Origin of the sequence: Desulfobotulus alkaliphilus, from assembly GCF_007830435.1 — a bacterium.
Classification (GTDB): domain Bacteria; phylum Desulfobacterota; class Desulfobacteria; order Desulfobacterales; family ASO4-4; genus Desulfobotulus; species Desulfobotulus alkaliphilus.
The window spans coordinates 162,672-180,474 of sequence record NZ_VLLC01000003.1 but is presented as its reverse complement, the minus strand read 5'-3'; the positions used below and the strand labels follow the sequence as shown (position 1 = coordinate 180,474).

The window sequence follows — 17,803 nt, the reverse complement described above, 5'->3', positions numbered from 1 at the left end:
CCCGGCATGGGATAGCCCTGGGGCGCAAACTGGGGCGGTTGCTGCCCCGGCATGGGATAGCCCTGAGGCGCAAACTGGGGCGGTTGCTGTCCCGGCATGGGATGGCTCTGGGGGGCATAAGCTGTTGCTGCAGCATCGCTACATGCCACAGATTCTCCTGCCTTATCCGTCTGTTTGCCGTATCCGCCCTGCTTTTCCCCACCCGTGGCATCTGCAGGAGCCGTCATATCCGCATTGCCGCCTTCTCCCCAGGCATAACGGGCCTGGGTTTCATCCGGTGCCATGGGGGCTCCCTGATAGGGCTCTGCTCCGGGAATCTGCGAAGCGTAGTGGGGCTGGCCCATATCCGGACCGGGCTGGGCAGACCCGGCTGCCATGGCCGCTCCCTGCATGCCCACATCAGAGAGCTGGCCTGTGGCATGTTCTGTAAAGTGGCCATGCCCCTGTCCGGAACTTCCGGATGATGGCTGGGGCTGGGACGGAGGAGGATAAACTCCGCCCTTGCTGCTGTCGTCATGGCTCATCTGTTCTTCTCCTTGCTTTGGGGGTGGAACAAAGGAATTCTGCCTTGAATGGAATACATGAAACGGACAGTCTGGTATAAAAGACGTGGCGAGCTGTGGAACAGTGTTTTTTTACATGTTGATCTTAATATTTCCTTTTTTATAATGCATTGCAAGATCAAAGACTGTTTTTTTTATGGAAAGCCAGAAGTCTGGATGAATTGGCAAGAACCCCAAGGCTGTGTCCCATGTGTACAAGGCCTGCGGCCACAGGAGACAGAAGCCCCAGAGCGCCGAGACTGACCCCCACAAGGTTGGAACCCGTGGCTATCCAGAAGTTCTGCCGCACAATGCCAAGGGTCTGCTGGCTGAGACCGTAAACATCGGCCAGAGCATCCAGATCTTCCGAAGCCAGTGCAATGTCTGCCGCTTCCACGGCAACCTCAGATCCCGCAGTGCCGATGGCCACGCCCACATCGGCGGAGGTCAGGGCCAGCGCATCGTTGATGCCATCCCCCACCACCATGGTTTTCCAGGATGCCGCCATGGCCTTCTGTACAATCTCAGCCTTTTCTTCGGGCATGAGGGAGGCATGGTATTCTTCTATGTCAAGGCTTTCGGCCAGTTGCCTTGCACTGTTTTCCTCATCGCCTGTGATGAGCACAATGCGACGCACCCCCATCTCCCGGAGGCGATCCAGCACCCGCCTTGCTTCGGGCCTCACCTGGGAGGCAAAACCCATGAGCCCTAAGGGCTTTTTATCCTGAAAGACATGAAGCACCGTAAGTCCTCTGCTGCTCATGCGGTCAAATTCTGCTGCAAGCTGGCTGTTATGGGCATCAAACATGCCGAGAAGCTTGGCATTGCCCACCAGCATTTCGCGGCCATTGATCACTGCCCGCATGCCCATGCCCAGATAATATTCACAGACTTCGTGGGGAAGGGAGGAAAGCCCCCTGCGCCGGGCTTCGGCCATCACAGCCTGAGCCAGAGGATGATGGTTGTGGGTTTCCGTGGAACAGGCAAGGGTCAGGAGTTCATCCTCTTCGATGCCGGGGAGGGTGATCACTTCCTGCAGTACGGGTTCCGTTGTGGTGAGGGTGCCGGTTTTATCAAAAAAGACCAGATCGCATTTACCTGCCTCTTCCAGATAGCGTCCGCCCTTGATGAGGATGCGGCTTTTGGCCGCCGCACTGATGGCGGCACTGATGGCCGTGGAGGCGGCCAGTACGGTGGCACAGGGACAGGCCATGACCAGAAGTACCGTAAAGGCCCGCCATGCACTGCCCGTGGTGATGAAGGTGACAGCCGTCACACCCAGCCCCACCTTTACCAGACTGGATGCCAGCCTGTCCGCAACGCCTTCAATGGGGGCTCTGCTTTCCAGGGCGCATTCCACCTTATGCATGACCCTTGCAAGGTAGGTACTGTCCCCCACAAATTCGGCCCTGACCTGAATGACTCCCTGACGGACAAAGGTACCCGCATGAACGGTATCGCCTTCTTTTCTGTGCACCTGTTCATCCCTACCGGTGATGGGAGCCTCGTTCACCAGGGCCTGACCATGGACAATGACACCATCCACGGATATTTTTTCACCCGTGTGCAGCACCACAATATCGCCCGGCTCCAGCTCGGATACATGGCACTCCACTTCAACGCCATCCTTCAGCACAAAGGTGTGGTGGGAGGTGATATCCAGAATGGAGGCAATGCTTTTGCGGGAGCGTTCCGCTATCCATGCGGAGAGAAGTTCAGCGCCGGAGTTGATCCAGAGAATCTCAAGGGCGGTCATGGCTTCGCCTGCGGCAATGGCTGCCGTACTTCCTGCGGCAAGGAATCCGTCCAGGGTAAGTTTTCTTTCCCGGCTCCGTTTCAGGGCGGATTTTATCAGGGGGGCCGTAAGGGCAAAGGTGATGAGGCCAAGGGGGCTGAAGGGGGTCTGCAGGGTGGCTGTTTTAAAAATGGCATTGCGCAGAAGCACCCCACCCATCACAAGGGATACGGCGGCAAAGCGGGTGAAGGCCTTGCGAACGGCATGTTCTTCAACACAGACACATTCGGGATTCTCATCCGCCGGATTTTTAAGGGGGGTGCCATCATCCCTGTCAAAAAAAAGATGCAGAAAATCAAGCAGATCCTCTCTGGACAGCTTTTCCTGATCATAGAGCAGCACAAGGCTGGCGCATCGGGGATTGATGCGAAGCCAGAGAAGCCCTTCCAGACCTTCCGATCTTTCTTTCAGTTTTTTTTCCGTATCTGCCAGACGGAGTGACAGGGCGCGGATGCGGAGACGACCGGGAATATCGTGGCGGACGGCAAATTTTTTTTTCATGGCTTTTCCCCTGAGAAAAGAACTGGGCAGAACGCATACAGGGCAGACACTGTCTGTCTGCCCTGTATGTAAAAGAATATGAGATACTCTAAATGATTATTTGATATCTGTCACCTGAATCCAGAGGACAGCTTCTTTTACCATATCAATATCCTTGTATTCCGTTTCAATGAGGTCCGGCGCAGCAATACCCCACCAGCCTGCCTTGGGAAGGCCAATGGTGAATTCACCGCTGGCGTTGGCGCGGATTTCCATGGATTCAAAGGCAGGATGGGGTGCCTTGCGAATGCCGGGACGTTTTTTGAAAGCATTTCTCCTGAGATCGGGCTCATAATTCAGGTACTCAATTTCCAGTTCCGCATGGGGGACCGGCTCGCCATTGGCCATGACCACGCCCCGGAAAACCCCCCCTGTCCAGTTGGCATAGGGCTTGTCAAGGGGAACGATTTCAACGGGAAGCCCCACGGGTTCGTGCCAGTTGCCGGGAACACCACCCACGTTCATGATCATTTTGGTGTACTGCTTGATGTACTCGTCATCACCCTCAAGATAGGGGGAAGGCACCAGAACAAAAACATAGTCGCCCATGGAACGCATGACACGGGAAGGAATTTTGGCGGCATAGGCTTTTCCTTCGTTGTCATGGCTCTTCCATGAAATTTCAGAAAGATATTCCCTCAGATCGGTTTTGGTTGCATCTCCGTCTTCCCCTCTCTGGTGAATAACGTAGAATTCTTCCACAGGGCCCATGTCCATGGTGTGATCCCCGTCAAAGGGATGGGTGAAAATAAGCCGCATATCCAGCTCTCCCCCCCTTTCAAGGGCAGACTGGGGCGTATAAATCATCTGGAAGTGGGCAAGGGCGGATGCCGCCGAGAAAAGGGTGATGAGGCCGGCAAGTATAAATCCTTTTTTCATCTGTCGTCCTTCTGGTTTATCGGTTTAATAAATAAGGAGAAAAAAATGCCTGCGCCTTCATGGACGCAGACATGGTGAACACATTACTCAAAAATCTGTGAGCCGGGAATTTCAATGCGATGCCCCTCACCGCCGTCAAAAAGAACAGAATAGTTTCCTTTGGGCTTTTCAAACTCTATGTCACTGGTTCGTGATAATACAAGCCGCTGAATTTCCTCGCCCTTTCCGTTTTTCACAATAACAGGAACCCCTGCTGCGGTGGAGCCATCGGAAAAGCCGCCTTCGCAGTAAATGGTTCCGTCTGCGTTATCAAAGCAGGAGAAAAGGGGGGTGTGGGCCATTGCGGTCAGGGGCAAAGACATAAAACCAATGGCCAGGGGAACAGTAAGTAGTTTTCTAAACTTCATAAAAACCTCCATATAATCTATTAAAAATCAAAATAGCGTTGCTGTGTCTTGTTTTTTTTTGCTTGCCAAAGAAACAGGACACAATATCCGTATTCCTTATAGCAAGGCCATTCCTCTACGGCTGAGTAACCTGAAAAGTTACCCGGAGAGAACCTTACTTTTTGTCTGTATTTTTTTCGTAACTGTTCAGCACAATTTTCCTTGGGTAAATCGAATACCTTTAATCAGGTACATAGACAACCGGACCATTTGTTCGTGACGCAATCTTTTTCGGGAGCTTCTTGGCCTGTGCGGAAGCGGCAAAAACTCCCCGCCACAGGCAGGATAAGCTTTTTTATTACCATGGCAGGCTTTAAGCACGCTGCCTTTGTGGCGGCTCAGACAGTTTGCCGCTTCTTTCGCACAGGCCTTCAAAGCTCTGATCCGAAACGATTGCAATGTCACTCACAAACAGCCCGATTATCTTTTTGTGGAGCCAAGACTTTAAAATTAATCCACAATTTTTCATGATAAAATGTACTGAATAATTACTTTTTTTCTTCTGAATCTCCCTCTTCTCCCTGCCCCTTATCCTCTTCCGGACAGATGATCCCAAGCTTCTGTGCCGTGCACGAAGCATGCTGTGCAGAGGGACAGGAGTCACAGGAACAGCCTTTTTTTCTGAAGAAAAGATGCCAGAGATAAAAAACGGCCCATGCCACAACAACTGCGAGAATAAAGTATTCCAGAAACATGATTATGCACCTCCTGTTCTGGCAGATCTTTCAAGCTGTTCGGCCTTCCATGCCGGATCCTTTACAAAAGAAAGGCCAATGGCCGTGGCAAGGGCGATGAAATAAAAGCCTGCCATGGCCTGTATGCCGCTTAAATCAAGGGCCGAGCCGATGGTGAAAACAGCACTTGCAACGGCAAGGCCGAAGGCCGTGGGGAAAACAATGGCAAAAATCATCCACTTATAGGAACCTGTCTGCACCTTGATCATGATGGTGGCGGCAAGGCAGGGCGGATACAGGGCAAAGAAAATAATCAGGGCCAAAGCATGGAGGGGGGTGCTGCCGAAATTTTTGGCTTCCCTGTCCATGCGTTCCTCAAGGGAGATATTTTCATCGGCACCATCTTGAAAAAGAACACCCAGAGTGGCCACGCTGGACTCCCTTGCGGCAAAGGAGCTGATGAGGGCCACATTGATTTTCCAGTCAAAGCCCGCAAACTGTGTCACAGGCTCAAGGGCCCTGCCAACATTGCCAAAATAGCTGTAAACGATGGTGTCTTCCCGTATGGCAGCCCGTATGTCTGCCCGCTCAGCGGAAAGGTCACGCATGGCCCGGTTGATGGTCCGTGCTTCCCTGCTTCTGGGGCGCAGCAGAGGAAAAATCTCCGGATGCGTTTCTTCGTAGCGCAGATCCACGGCTGTGGATGCCTCCTGCGTAGAAGCTGCCATCTTGGCATCCCTGTAGGTATTGGCCGTGTTGAGAAGGGCCAGCACCTGATTTTCCTTTTCCAGCAGCCCCGCAAACTCCGTATCCCGGAGAGTTTCCTGAAAATCCGCCAGTGCCACAGCCATCCGGTCTTCATATGCAGCCATGCGCTCTTCGGGGAGCCCCGGAAACTGCAGCAGCACATAAACCACCACGGCAACGGCAATGACAATGGTTCCAACTTTTTTAATATACTCCCAGGTGCGGTCAAAGGCCCTGCGCAGCACGCCGGAAATTGTAGGCAGGTGATAGTTGGGCATTTCCATGACAAAGGGAGCGGTTTCCTGCCCCCGCAGGATGGTCATGGTGAGAAGCTTTGCCACAATCATGGCCATGATGATGGTGATCGTGGAGATAAAAAGCATGACCCATGACTGATGGGCCGCAAAATAAATGTTCACCAGAAGGGCATAAAGGGGAATCTTTGCCAGACAGTTCATGTAGGGCACAGTGAGAATGGTCGCCATGCGGGAGCGTTCATCGGGAATGCCCTTGGTGGCCATAATGCCGGGCACGGCACATCCCCCTGTAAAAACGCCACCCAGAATAAAGGGCAGCGTGGACTGACCATGGAGTCCGAAACTCTGGAAAATTCTGTCCAGAATAAATGCAATGCGAGCCATGTAGCCGGAGTCTTCCAGTATGGCGATGAGGGCAAAAAGTATCAGAAAAATGGGAATGTAATTTAAAAGGGTGTTGACACTGTCCAGCATCCAGAGGGGCAGGGAACGGATGATGGTGTCATTGAGCATGCCGGGATCGGGAAGCAGCCCCGCGACAGTTCCCCTGATCCATGCCAGTATGGGCCATGTGATTTCCGTCAGCTTGTACCCCTGCACAATGGAAAGCTCGTAAATCATGTACACGGTAAAAACCAGAAAAAAGGGAGCAAGTCCCCTGTGAAGCAGAACCCGGTCAATGAGTTCTGATTTACGCACCTTTCCTTTTTCCGCGAACTCTACGCATTCTTCCACAAGGGATACGGCCAGCCTGTCCCTGCAGGCCACAATGTGATCCGCCGGAGAAACCCCCTCGCTTTGATGAAAATCAGCAATGGCGCTGTCCACTTTTTCCTGCACGACCCTATGGTTTTCATGGAATTTTTCCAGCAGCCGCAGGGCTTCCGCGTCCCTTTCCAGCAATTTTACGGCCATCCAGCGCAGGGGAACCGCGCGTTCCATGGCAAGGGATGCCCCAAGGAGAGCGTGTATTTTTTCTATGGAATTTTCAAGGGGACCATAATCAATGCGCAGGGCTTCCGGTTTTTTGCCCTTTACCGCCGTTTCCCTGATGGCATTTTTCAGTTCATTGCGACCCTTGCCCCTGCGACCGACCGTGGGGATTACGGGAATGCCAAGCCTTGCGGACAGCTTCATGGCATCCACCCGCTGGCCGTTGGCTTCGGCCACATCCACCATATTGAGGGCCATGACTACCGGAAAATTCATTTCCAGTACCTGAAAGGTAAAGTAAAGCCCCCTGCGCAGGCTGGATGCATCAATGACATTGACAATGGCTTCGGGCTTTTCCTGCAGCAGAAAATCCCTGGCGACCCGCTCTTCAAGGGAAAAGGAGGTCAGGCTGTAGGTGCCGGGCAGATCCACAACCTCCACCCTGCCCGCTTTGTCCTTGTAGCTGCCCACCTTCTTGTCCACAGTGACACCGGGATAGTTGGCTATGTGCTGATTGGCTCCGGTGAGCATATTAAAGGTGGTGGACTTGCCGGCGTTCTGCTGACCTGCCAGACCAATGATGATGTTGCTTGCGGTGGATGCCATACGAACCTTCTGAAAGGGTTGCCTGAAGCCTGATAAGAAAATTCTGACCCCAAAAGGATCAGAACAGAAAACTAAATATTTTCCACCTCAATGAGGGCGGCTTCCCGCTTGCGCAGGGTTACGTAATAATCCCCTACCCGCATTTCAAGGGGATCTCCCAGAGTGGCACAACGCACCATCTCCACTTCCATGTTGGGAACAAAGCCAAGGTCCAAAAGGCGCTGGCGTACCGCACCAACGGACTGATGACCACGGATACGGCAGCGGCATCCCTTGCCCACCTCGGTAAGAACCTGACAATTCATATCACAAACCTGATTGTCTGCAGCGGTCTGGGTGCACTGACAGCAGTCTTTATTTTTTTTTCTGCGCATACGATAGAACATTTGGATTCTCCCCATATCTTTCGAAGGACGAAAATGAGCTGCGCAAATACTTTATGCTTCAATTAAACACAGCATGTTTTATGTCTGCCAAAGAAGTTCATCCGGGCAATTTTTATTTTTGCCCAAGACAAACACGTTCCAGAAACTAATTTGGCACAAAGGCTTTGTCAAGGTTTTTTGCCAATTAAAGATATTTTTTCGGGACCCAAAAAAACATTGCGGGATGACGGGGCTTGATTTGTAGTAAGTGTTCAGCACAGTTTTTCAGGTACCATACCTGCAAGACAGATGCACAGGCCCCATGCTATTTGCCCGTGACGAAACGATTGCAATGCCACTTGAAAATAGCCACGGAGCCTTGCAACAGTACGAAGCTGCTGCAACTACAGCATTGGCAGTTCAGGATAAACCGTTCTGAATAAATACGTTTTGAAAAGGATTATGGCAGGATTTCTTCCTTAAGGAGGCAACAGGCAATGCGGGAGAGGGGGTGACCGTCTTTGTCATAATCCAGGTTACCCGGCTGCACAAGGCGGTTCATGACACAGCCTTCGGGGATATTCAGCTCAAAAAACTGTCCTTCATGGAGGGGAGGGCGTTCAATGAGCCTGTTTTCCTTTATTTCAAAGGCATGGATGGGATAATCCTCACACAGGGGGCAGCGGTAAACCCGGCCGTTGGGAAAAACAAAAAAATTATCCGCCACAAGGCCTGCGCACTCAAAGGAATCTTCAGGTCCGAGAAACACCTTTGGCCAGGTGACACCAATGCCAAGGGAAGCCACCTCCCTTGCCACTTCCGGAACCAGAGAGGTCCATGTATGCCGGTTCACCTGCTTCTGTCCGGGATTCTGAAGGGAATTGCCCCGCATGCCCAGCACCTGAATAAAAAAGCGGGAAATTCCCAGATCCTTGAGAAGGAGGGGCATTTTTTCCAGTTCATGGATGTTTTTTTCACTGACCGTATAGATGAGGCTGGTTGAAAAACCTTTTTCGGCGGCTTTTCTGGCATTCTTCGTACAGACCTCAAAAACCCCCTCACCCCGTATGGCATCGCAGACAGGGGCCGTGGCACCATCTAAGCTGAAACTTAAAAAATCAAGCTCTTCGGGACTTACCTTTTCCAGAATGTCGTGAAAGAGATAGCCATTGGTGTCAATGGTGACAGAGGCATAGCCCATGGCCTTTGCCGTTTTTATGGCACGGCCGAGTTCCGGGTGCAGGGTGGGTTCTCCACCCAGAAAAATGACATTGGCGGTTTTTTTTTTTTTGGCAAAAAGAGAAAGCCAGCTTTTAATGTTTTTCATGGAAAGGGTCCGGCTTCCATGCTGATCCTTTCGGATGTAACAGTGACGGCACTTCAGATTACAGGCCGTGAGAATATGAAAGAAAAGATTGGTGGCATGGGGCTGGAAAGCAACGGTATTCTGTTTCATTTTTTTACATCCGGACCTTTTTTCAGTGTTTCTGTTTCTTCTTTGGCCTTTACCAGCTCCTCGTTGGCCAGACGAAGGCGGGCAGAAAGATATTCTGCAAAAATCTTATACAATAAAAGGAGAAAATCCATCTGGGCATCACTGCCCTCTTCTCCAGCCATATGATTTTTGGCACTGGTATCCACGGCAAGGCAGACCGCAGTACCCGCAGCCACCACGTCGGCACTGCGGGCCCTTTTATCGATGAGGCGCATTTCTCCGAAAATTTCTCCCATTTTGTGGATGGTGGAAATTTCATGGCCGTTTTTTTCTATGCGTACGCTTCCCCCAAGGAGAAAATACAGCCAGGTATCCTCATCGCCGTCACGGATAATAAACTCACCGTCATCGTACTCCCGGATCTTGCTCAGTCTCAGAAGTCTGGAAAGGCTGCGAACCTCAAAGTGGCGCAGGGCGGGAATCTGCATGAGTTTTTGAATGTTTTCAATATTATCTTTAAGATACCGGCTTTCGATCATGTCTTGCTCCTTTGTTGGGGGACCGGACAAAAATCTTTCTGATCAAGACTGTCTCTTCAGCATTCCAAGGGCCTTTCTGGCAGCATCCTGTTCCGCAATCTTTTTACTTTTTCCCGAACCCCTTGCACAGATTTTTTCAGCAGAAACTTCCACATGGAAAATCTTATCGTGGTCCGGCCCTTCCTCTCCCACAATTCTGTAGGAGGGTGTAACTTTATACCGCATCTGTATTTCTTCCTGCAAACGGCTTTTGGCATCGTTGATGCTTTCTGCCACATCCATATGCCGTATAATGGGAAGAAAGCAACGGGAAATAAAGCCAAAGGCCGCATTAAACCCCCCATCCCTATACACTGCGGCCACAAGGGCCTCAAAGGCATCCGCCAGAATGGAGTCTTTGTTTCTGCCATTGGTCTGCTCCTCGCCCCGGCCAAGGCGCAGATGACTGCCAAGGTGCAGTTTCCTTGCCACGGAAGCCAGTTGCCGTTCATTCACAAGGCTTGCGCGTATGCGGGAAAGATCCCCTTCCCGCATTTCCCTGAAATGTTCCATCAGAAGATGGCCGATGACCAGACTGAGGACAGCATCACCAAGAAATTCCAGACGCTCGTTATTCTTTAAGATTAAAGCCTGTTCATTGACATAGGAAGAATGGCAGAGGGCATTTTCCAGTATCTGAAGATTTTTAAAACAGTAATTCATGGCCTTCTCAAGGTCGGCCATGGAAGGAAAATCAGGCATTGTTAAGTTATCCATTGTGGTATCAGGTGTAAGAAAAGCGGGTGTCATCCCGGATCAAATGAGGGCAGCAGACGGGATTCCGGAAGGCCTGACTTAGCATATCCGACACTGCCTGTCCGATTTGCTAAATCCATCCTGCCAAAAACGCATCCTGTGCATCACCCTTTTTCAAGTCTGTTCAACAGTTCCGTGTAAAGGCTGAAGGGTACAAAAAGATCCCCGGCCCCCGTACCCATGGAGATAGCCTCTTTAAAATCTCCATGGTAATCCGATCCCCCCGTAAGCAGAAGATCCATCTCCCATGCCAGACCTTTCAGGGTGGAAATCATCTGGGCATCATGCCTGGGATAATAGGTTTCCACCCCGCCGAGTCCCGCCTCCTTCATCATTCCCAGCAGCAGACGCAGACCCCTTGGCCCGATCCCCCGGATCAGGCCGGGATGGGCCAGCACGGCAATGCCTCCGGCCCTTCGGATGGCTGCAATGGCATCCTTCCAGGGTTCCCTGTATTTTTCAATATAGGCAGGACAGCCCTTGCCAAGGTAACGGGTAAAGGCGGCATCCATATCGGAAACCACTCCCTTTTCCACCAGCACCCTCGCCATATGGGGGCGGCCCACAAGTCCGCCAGGGGCTTTTTCTTCCACCTCATCAAGGCAGATATCCAGCCCCATGGCCTGAAGCCTCTTGATCATGGAAGGGTTTCTTTCCCTTCTTGCCTCCTGCAGCCTGTCCAGAAGAACACGGAGTCCGGGATCTTTCGGGTCCATGCCATAGCCAAGGATGTGCAGCTCATCCCCCCGGTTGAAATCATCGGGTGGCCGGGCAGAAATCTCCAGCCCCGTAAGGAAATGAGTATCAAAAGAAAAACCGGCATCCAGAACTTCCAGGACGCCGGCCATTGTGTCGTGATCTGTGATGGCAAGGGCTCCCAGCCCCAGTGCCTCTGCCTCCCGCACAAGTTCCATGGGAGACCTCGTGCCATCGGAAGCTGTGCTGTGGGTATGCAGATCCACAGCCATATTCATGGCCTTACAGACCAAGGGCCTTTTCCATTTTTTCCGAGCTTGTTTTACAGTCAATGCACTGGGTGGTTACGGGCCTTGCCTTGAGGCGTTCAAAGGCAATGTCTTCCCCGCAGCTTTCACAGAAACCAAAGGTTCCGTTATCAATGCGGTCCAGGGCCTGCTTTATTTTTTTGATGAGTTTGTGTTCCCGGTCCCGGATACGCAGTTCAAAATTACGGTTGGATTCATGGGAAGCCCTGTCCGTGGGATCAGGAAAGCTTTCCGTTGAGGCTGTCATACCGCTGACGGTATCACCTGCCTGATGAATCAGCTCATCCAGTTGTGTGACAAGATATGTTCTAAAAAACTCTATCTGTTCTTTATCCATGGGCACCCCCTTACATATCATATCGCTTGTGAACCGAACCGCATCCCGCTGGCGAAACGCAGGTCATACAACGGGTAATCCACCACAAAAACATTTACCCGCAAAAAAGTATGACTGCATACCACAAGGGGTTTTTTTATGTAAAGGTCTTTCTTCTTTTTTTTACTCACATCTGTCTTTTTTTTCGCGGCCGCAGCAAAGACGCCAGAGGGTGCCGGTTTCACCGGACTGGCCCGGACATACGGCCTGTCCTGAACAGTCCATGTCACCCCTTTCCCTTTTTCTCATGCAGGGCGTCATCCGGGGCATCTGTTCAGAATCAATATGGTTTTCAACGGGGTCCATGTTGAAAAGGAGACGTATCCAGCCAAGATAGCGATCCCTGTGACCGTGCATCCCGCCACTTTTCAAAAGGGCGATGGGATCATGCAGCACCTTGGTCACCATGGCCTCTACCATGCGATCAAGGGCTTCCGGATTTTCCCCCTGCCTCAGCCAGTCTTCTCCAAGGGTGCGCTTCAGTTCATCTTCAAGGATGGTCCCCACCTTGGTTCTCAGCTCTTTGATGGTGGGTACCAGTGCCAGCCCTTCCACCCAGTCCGCAAAGCGCAGCACTGCTTCTTCTATGATGCCTTCGGCCCGGCCTGCTTCCTGTTTCCGCTCATTGAGGTTGTCATCCACAACTCCCTGCAGATCGTCAATGTCATACACATAGGCATTGTCCAGGGTATTGATGGCCGGATCCACATCTCTGGGTACGGCGATATCAATAAAAAAGAGGGAGCGGTTCTGCCTTTTGCGCATCAGGGGACGGACATCGGCTCTTCGGATCACATAATCCGGTGCCCCTGTGGAACTGATGATAATATCCACGTCCCCGAGGTTTTCAAAGACATCTTCAAAGCGGATGGCTTCTCCGCCAAAACGCCGGGCCAGGGCCAGACCCCGCTCAAAGGTCCGGTTGGCCACAAGAATCCCGCTGATTTTATGCCGGAGCAGATGCTCTACGGCCAGCTCCGCCATTTCCCCGGCCCCCAGCAGCATGGCTTTCCGGCCTTCCAGAGAACCAAAAATTTTCCTTGCCAGCTCAATGGCTGCATAACTGATGGATACGGCATGGTCACCAATACCCGTTTCCGTACGGATGCGCTTGGCCACCTGAAAAGCCCTGTGCAGCATACGGTTCAGGATGGGGCCGGAGGCTCCGGCTCCGGTGGAACCCTGATAGGCCTGTTTCACCTGCCCCAGAATCTGGGGTTCTCCCAGCACCATGGAATCCAGACTGGCTGCCACCCGGAAAAGATGCCTCACCGCGTCCAGTCCCTCATGGGTATAGAAGCAGGGAGAAAACAGCTCCGGCTTCAGATTTTTGCGCAGGGCCAGTTCGGAAAAAACCCGGTTGCGGGCATCCTGCATGTTTTCTGCCACAAGAAGAAATTCCACCCGGTTGCAGGTGGAAAGGATCATGGCTTCTGAAATACCTTCGGCCTGTTTCAGGGCAAGCAGGAGATATGTGACTTCTTCTGTGTTCAGTGAGAGCTTTTCCCGCACCTCAAGGGCTGCGGTTTTATGGTTCATTCCTAAAAGTACAATACCCGGAAGTCTTGACATGCCATCCCATCCCGATGCCTGCAGGGGCATCATTCATCATCCGCATCGGGCCTTAAGACCCGATGCGGGTAAAACCTTCATGGTGTCCCGTAAAAAGAAAATTTACTCCGAGAAAGGTGAAAAGCACCAGAAGAAAACCGAATATGGCCATTTTTGCGGCTTTGCGGCCCCGCCATTCCGAAGACAGGCGACCATGGAGCAGGGCCGCATAAACCAGCCAGACCACAAGGGACCAGACTTCTTTGGGATCCCAGCTCCAGAAGTGCCCCCATACGCTGCGGGCATACAGCACCCCCGTTGCAAGCCCCAGAGTGATGAAGGAAAAGCCCGCAACAATGCAGGCATGGCCCGTTTTATCCAGCAGCTCAAGGGATGGCAGACGCCTGAAAAAAATATCTTTACGTTTTTCCTTGATCCGCCGTTCCAGAAGCAGGTACAGCACCCCCACGGCAAAGGCCAGGGTAAAGGCCGCATTACCGGCAAAACTGGCCGCCACATGGATAATCACCCATGGGCTGATATAGGCCTCTTCCGGCATCACATAGGCCGACGGCAGAAGCCAGGCGGCAAGGCTCAGGCCCATGGTTACGCTGGCAACAAAAATACCAAGTATCTTCACATGGTAACGATGCCGCAAGGCAATAAATACCCCTGCAAAAACAAAGGCGCAGAAGAAAAGATTGCCGGAAAGATCATAGATGGGCAGAAAGCCTTTCTGGGACCATTTCCAGCCAAGAACCCCGGCATGGGAGATAAAACCCGCACATAAGAGCACAAATCCCCACCGCTGCCAGCCTTCCCTTCTCAACAGCATGAAAATCAGATACCCAAGGGTACTCAATGTGTAAAGAAGAACAGGAATACTCATGAATCCCCTTTCTCAGAAAAGTCTCCCGGTATCTCAGGGATTTTTCCGGCAGGATGTTCTTTCGTCACGGATACGGCAAGGGCCATGGCATCTGCTCCGGCAATGGGTTCCAGCAGCCGGGCCACGGCTTCCACATCTTCTTCCCGGATATACTCCAGCAGGGGGCCTTCCACAAGGTTGCGGAAAAGATCCCTGTGTCCGTCCGGATCATGGCCTTGGGCCAGCAGCATCTCCCGCAGCCTGCCCATCAGCTCCAGAAAGGGAAGGTAGGCGGCATCAAAGATTTTTTCAAGATCCATTCTCAGTTTCCGGGCCAGTGCCGGGCTTTTCCCCCCCGTTGAAATGGCCAGCATGAGATCTCCCCGCCTGACCAGAGCGGGCAGAAAAAAATCCGAAGCCAAAGGGGCATCGGCGATATTGCACCAGATGCCACGCTTTCCGGCCTCCTGAGCCACCAGTGCATTGACTTCAGCCTTCTGGGTTGCGGCAAAGACAAGGCGCATTCCCCCAAGGTCTTCGGGAGCAAACTCCGCTTCTTTTATCTGCACCAGCCCCTTTTTTTCCATCTCCAGAAGAGTTTCCGAAGGCTTCGGCTCCACCACCCTGACCCTGGCACCTGCATCCGCAAGGCCACGGGCCTTGCGCAGGCCCACGCGTCCTCCTCCCACCACAAGGCAGGACAGATCTTTTATGTTAAGAAAAACAGGATAGGACAAAAAACGCTCTCCAGAAAATTAAAATGTAACTTCTGAGTAACTTGAATTTAGTTCTTTTAATTCAAAAGCTTAAAAAATGGCCAATTATCCATCACTGATCGAAATTAGTTTGAATCCTGCACAAGTTACTCTATGACAAGACGCCCTAGCAGGGCGTGAGCTGCTGTTCAGCACAGTTTTCCAAGTACCATACCTGCAAGACAGATGCACAGGCCCCAAGCTATTTGCCCGTGATCCAATCCGGCACTCAAGCTTGAAAAAGCTTATTATTTTCTGATTACCACTATCTTTCAGCCATAGTAACCTTAAGTCTTTGAAATTAAATACCCATGCTTTACGCTTGTCGCCGGGCACCCGTAAAGGGTGCCCCTACAAAACAGGGGCCGTAAAAACATTCGTAGGGGCAGGCCTTGCGCCTGCCCGCATTAAAATATCCGCTCGCACCATGGCCTGACCTGCAAGCTGTGGCTGAATCAGGGTAGTAATCAGATATTATTTTGTAATTATTCAGTACATTTTTTTATGCACGATTATGCATTAATTTCAAAGCACTGGTTCCAGCAAAAGACAATCGGGCTGTTTGTGAGTGACATTGCAAATAGCCACGGAGCCTTGCAAGGGTACGAAGCTTCTGCAATTACAGCGTTGGAATTACAGATCCATCACCATCAAATCTTCTGCCAGAGTAAGGGGGCCATGAAAGATCTTTCCGGCGGCAGCGGCCATGTCCACCCCATCACATTCCGGATAAAAATGGGTAAGAACCAGATGGCTGGCTCCGGCCTCTTCTGCCATGGCAGCGGCCAGCGAAGGCGTCAGATGACCGGGAACCTTCATACCATCCGGCATGGCTGCCTCACAGATAAAAAGATCCGCTCCCTTTGCAAAGGAAACCAGATCCGGGCAGACATCCGTATCTCCGGTAAAAACCATCCTCCTGCCACAGCTTTCCACGCCAATGGCAAGGCTTTCCGGCCTGTGACATGCCGGAGCAAAGGAAAGCCTTACCCCGTTGAAATCCCAGAGACTGTCTCCGGGCAGTGAGAGTTCCTTTATGGAGAGAAGGCCGTTTGCGTCCACCCATTCTCCATAGATGCCGCAAAGGCCTTCATAAAAATCCGAAAGCCCTTTTCCTGCTGCAAGGGTCAGGGGTTTTTTCCGTCCGAACCTGCCCGCATATTTCCCTGAAAAAAGCAGGGAGACCAGCTCGCCCGTATGGTCGGGATGAAAATGGCTGAGAAAAAGAAGATCCATATCTGATGGGTCTTTTCCTGCCCCAAGCAGCCTGTGCATGGTGCCGGGGCCGCAGTCAATGAGAATATTCACACCTTCCGCTTCCACAAGAAGGGCCGTGCAGGCCCTTTCCAGACGGGGCACACAGGTTCCGGTACCCAGCATGGTGATTTTCATTGGACGCCCCCGTCTGATGCATCCTTTTCTGCCACGGCAGAAGGACGGCATTTTTTTTCTGTCCGCATTTCCACATGATCAAGAATCCATCGGGAAATCTGCTTTGATTTTTTCACATCCACCATTTTTTCCAGGGCCTCAAGGGGAATTTCTGCTCTGGCCGCCCCTTTGTGTCCTCCGGCGGATCCCAGCTTACCGAAACTTGCGGCGGCCACGATACCCGCAGATTTACGGATACCGTCGTTGCGGAAAATAATAATAAGTTTTTTTTCATAGATACCGGAAATAATGGTCCAGCTCACCACATCCACACGCATGAAAAAATCCGCCATCTGCACACAGACATCAGGGCTCACCACATCGCCAAGATGGGCATACAGCCTGTTGCCCCTGATGATTCTGCATTTCAGTGCCTTTTCAAGCACATCCAGCGTTTCAAGGGGAATTTCCGCGCTCTCTATTCTTCTTTCAAGCTGCACATTGATGTAACGGAAAAGATACTGAAAGGCCTTTACATCCTCAATGACGGTTTTACGGGCAAAATCGGCCGTATCCGTTTTAATGCCATAATAAAGGGCAGTGGCCAGTTTTGACGAGGGAACAATGCGGGCAGCCCTTAAGTATTCCGTCATCATGCTGGCGGTGGCACCGTATTTAGGGCGGACATCGCAGAAACGTCCCACCACACAGGATTCCGGATGGTGGTCGATGAGCACATCGGGCCGGAACATGCCAAAGCAGTCATGGTGATCGGGCTGGGAATCCACGAGAACAATGCGGTTATAACGCCAGTTCGGTAAATCCCTGAAATGGATCATTTTAATGCCCAAGAGACGGATCATGGACTGGTTGTCCGGTCTCTGGATATCATTGACATGGCTGATGGTGACCCCTGCCACTTTACGCCAGAGCAGGCGTTTCACTGCCATGGCACTGGCCATGGCATCGGGATCGGCATTGATGAGAACAAGCACCTGATCCTCTCCGGAAAAACAGGCATAAAAACGGCGCAGTCTTTCGGAACTGGAAAGGGTCATGTATTTTCTCCTTCTCTTTCTTGTTACAGGGCGTAAAGCCCTGTGTTCCCTGCCTTTTTCCACCATAAAAAAAGACAAAAACATTTACAGGCAACCTGAGCTTATAGGGACAAAGCCCGCAGCACAACCACAGGGCAGCATTTTTATTTCCTTGTAACGGTTCAGCACAATTTTTTAACTACCATACCTTCCAGATAGATGCACAGGCACACAGGCTATTTGCCTGTGACGCAATCTTATTCGGGAGCTTCTTGCCCTGTGGGGAAG

At 51.7% G+C, this 17,803-nt stretch carries 17 protein-coding genes; all 17 read right to left on the bottom strand.

Features of this window, described 5'->3' with window-relative positions; all coding sequences use genetic code 11:
* A partial coding sequence (locus tag LZ24_RS17110) for a hypothetical protein (protein ID WP_222427513.1) occupies positions 1-524 on the bottom strand: 524 nt, incomplete at its 3' end.
* 157 nt (positions 525-681) lie between these two features.
* On the bottom strand, positions 682-2,838 hold the full coding sequence (locus LZ24_RS03540) for a heavy metal translocating P-type ATPase (RefSeq protein ID WP_144682392.1): 2,157 nt from the start codon (positions 2,836-2,838) through the stop codon (positions 682-684).
* A gap of 96 nt (positions 2,839-2,934) precedes the next feature.
* Positions 2,935-3,756 carry a DUF4198 domain-containing protein gene (locus LZ24_RS03535; RefSeq protein ID WP_144682390.1) on the bottom strand — a complete coding sequence of 274 codons (822 nt, stop codon included), beginning with the start codon at positions 3,754-3,756 and terminating at the stop codon, positions 2,935-2,937.
* Positions 3,757-3,839: 83 nt separating this feature from the next.
* Entirely contained in the window at positions 3,840-4,163 is a 324-nt protein-coding gene (locus LZ24_RS03530; RefSeq protein ID WP_144682388.1) for a hypothetical protein, read from the bottom strand.
* A 527-nt stretch (positions 4,164-4,690) separates the two neighbouring features.
* Positions 4,691-4,897, bottom strand: a complete 207-nt coding sequence (locus LZ24_RS03525) for a FeoB-associated Cys-rich membrane protein (RefSeq protein ID WP_144682386.1) — start codon at positions 4,895-4,897, stop codon at positions 4,691-4,693.
* A 2-nt stretch (positions 4,898-4,899) separates the two neighbouring features.
* Positions 4,900-7,419, bottom strand: a complete 2,520-nt coding sequence (feoB, locus tag LZ24_RS03520) for a ferrous iron transport protein B (protein ID WP_144682384.1) — start codon at positions 7,417-7,419, stop codon at positions 4,900-4,902.
* A gap of 71 nt (positions 7,420-7,490) precedes the next feature.
* Positions 7,491-7,805 carry a FeoA family protein gene (locus LZ24_RS03515; protein ID WP_246118507.1) on the bottom strand — a complete coding sequence of 105 codons (315 nt, stop codon included), beginning with the start codon at positions 7,803-7,805 and terminating at the stop codon, positions 7,491-7,493.
* Between the two features lie 439 nt (positions 7,806-8,244).
* Positions 8,245-9,240, bottom strand: a complete 996-nt coding sequence (locus tag LZ24_RS03510) for a radical SAM protein (RefSeq protein ID WP_144682380.1) — start codon at positions 9,238-9,240, stop codon at positions 8,245-8,247.
* Positions 9,237-9,758: a cyclic nucleotide-binding domain-containing protein gene (locus LZ24_RS03505; RefSeq protein WP_144682378.1), complete on the bottom strand. Its 522-nt coding sequence runs from the start codon at positions 9,756-9,758 to the stop codon at positions 9,237-9,239. Before LZ24_RS03505 ends, LZ24_RS03510 begins: the two co-directional genes overlap by 4 nt.
* Positions 9,759-9,800: 42 nt before the next feature.
* Entirely contained in the window at positions 9,801-10,499 is a 699-nt protein-coding gene (gene rnc, locus LZ24_RS03500) for a ribonuclease III (RefSeq protein ID WP_246118506.1), read from the bottom strand.
* A gap of 158 nt (positions 10,500-10,657) precedes the next feature.
* The gene (locus tag LZ24_RS03495) at positions 10,658-11,542 is read right to left on the bottom strand and encodes a PHP domain-containing protein (protein WP_144682377.1); all 885 of its coding nucleotides are present in this window, start codon (positions 11,540-11,542) and stop codon (positions 10,658-10,660) included.
* Positions 11,532-11,894: an RNA polymerase-binding protein DksA gene (gene dksA / locus LZ24_RS03490; RefSeq protein ID WP_144682375.1), complete on the bottom strand. Its 363-nt coding sequence runs from the start codon at positions 11,892-11,894 to the stop codon at positions 11,532-11,534. The genes LZ24_RS03495 and dksA overlap by 11 nt, the downstream gene beginning before the upstream one ends.
* 162 nt (positions 11,895-12,056) lie before the next feature.
* On the bottom strand, positions 12,057-13,538 hold the full coding sequence (gene hemA / locus LZ24_RS03485) for a glutamyl-tRNA reductase (RefSeq protein ID WP_246118505.1): 1,482 nt from the start codon (positions 13,536-13,538) through the stop codon (positions 12,057-12,059).
* Positions 13,539-13,557: 19 nt separating this feature from the next.
* Positions 13,558-14,373, bottom strand: coding sequence for a cytochrome c biogenesis protein CcsA (gene ccsA / locus LZ24_RS03480; protein ID WP_144682373.1), 816 nt, complete (start codon positions 14,371-14,373; stop codon positions 13,558-13,560).
* Positions 14,370-15,089, bottom strand: coding sequence for a precorrin-2 dehydrogenase/sirohydrochlorin ferrochelatase family protein (locus tag LZ24_RS03475; protein WP_144682371.1), 720 nt, complete (start codon positions 15,087-15,089; stop codon positions 14,370-14,372). The genes ccsA and LZ24_RS03475 overlap by 4 nt, the downstream gene beginning before the upstream one ends.
* Before the next feature lie 651 nt (positions 15,090-15,740).
* Positions 15,741-16,499 (bottom strand): MBL fold metallo-hydrolase, encoded by a 759-nt coding sequence (locus tag LZ24_RS03470; protein WP_186442907.1) that lies wholly within the window; start codon positions 16,497-16,499, stop codon positions 15,741-15,743.
* Positions 16,496-17,536: a DHH family phosphoesterase gene (locus LZ24_RS03465; protein WP_144682367.1), complete on the bottom strand. Its 1,041-nt coding sequence runs from the start codon at positions 17,534-17,536 to the stop codon at positions 16,496-16,498. The genes LZ24_RS03470 and LZ24_RS03465 overlap by 4 nt, the downstream gene beginning before the upstream one ends.
* Between the last annotated feature and the right edge of the window lie 267 nt (positions 17,537-17,803).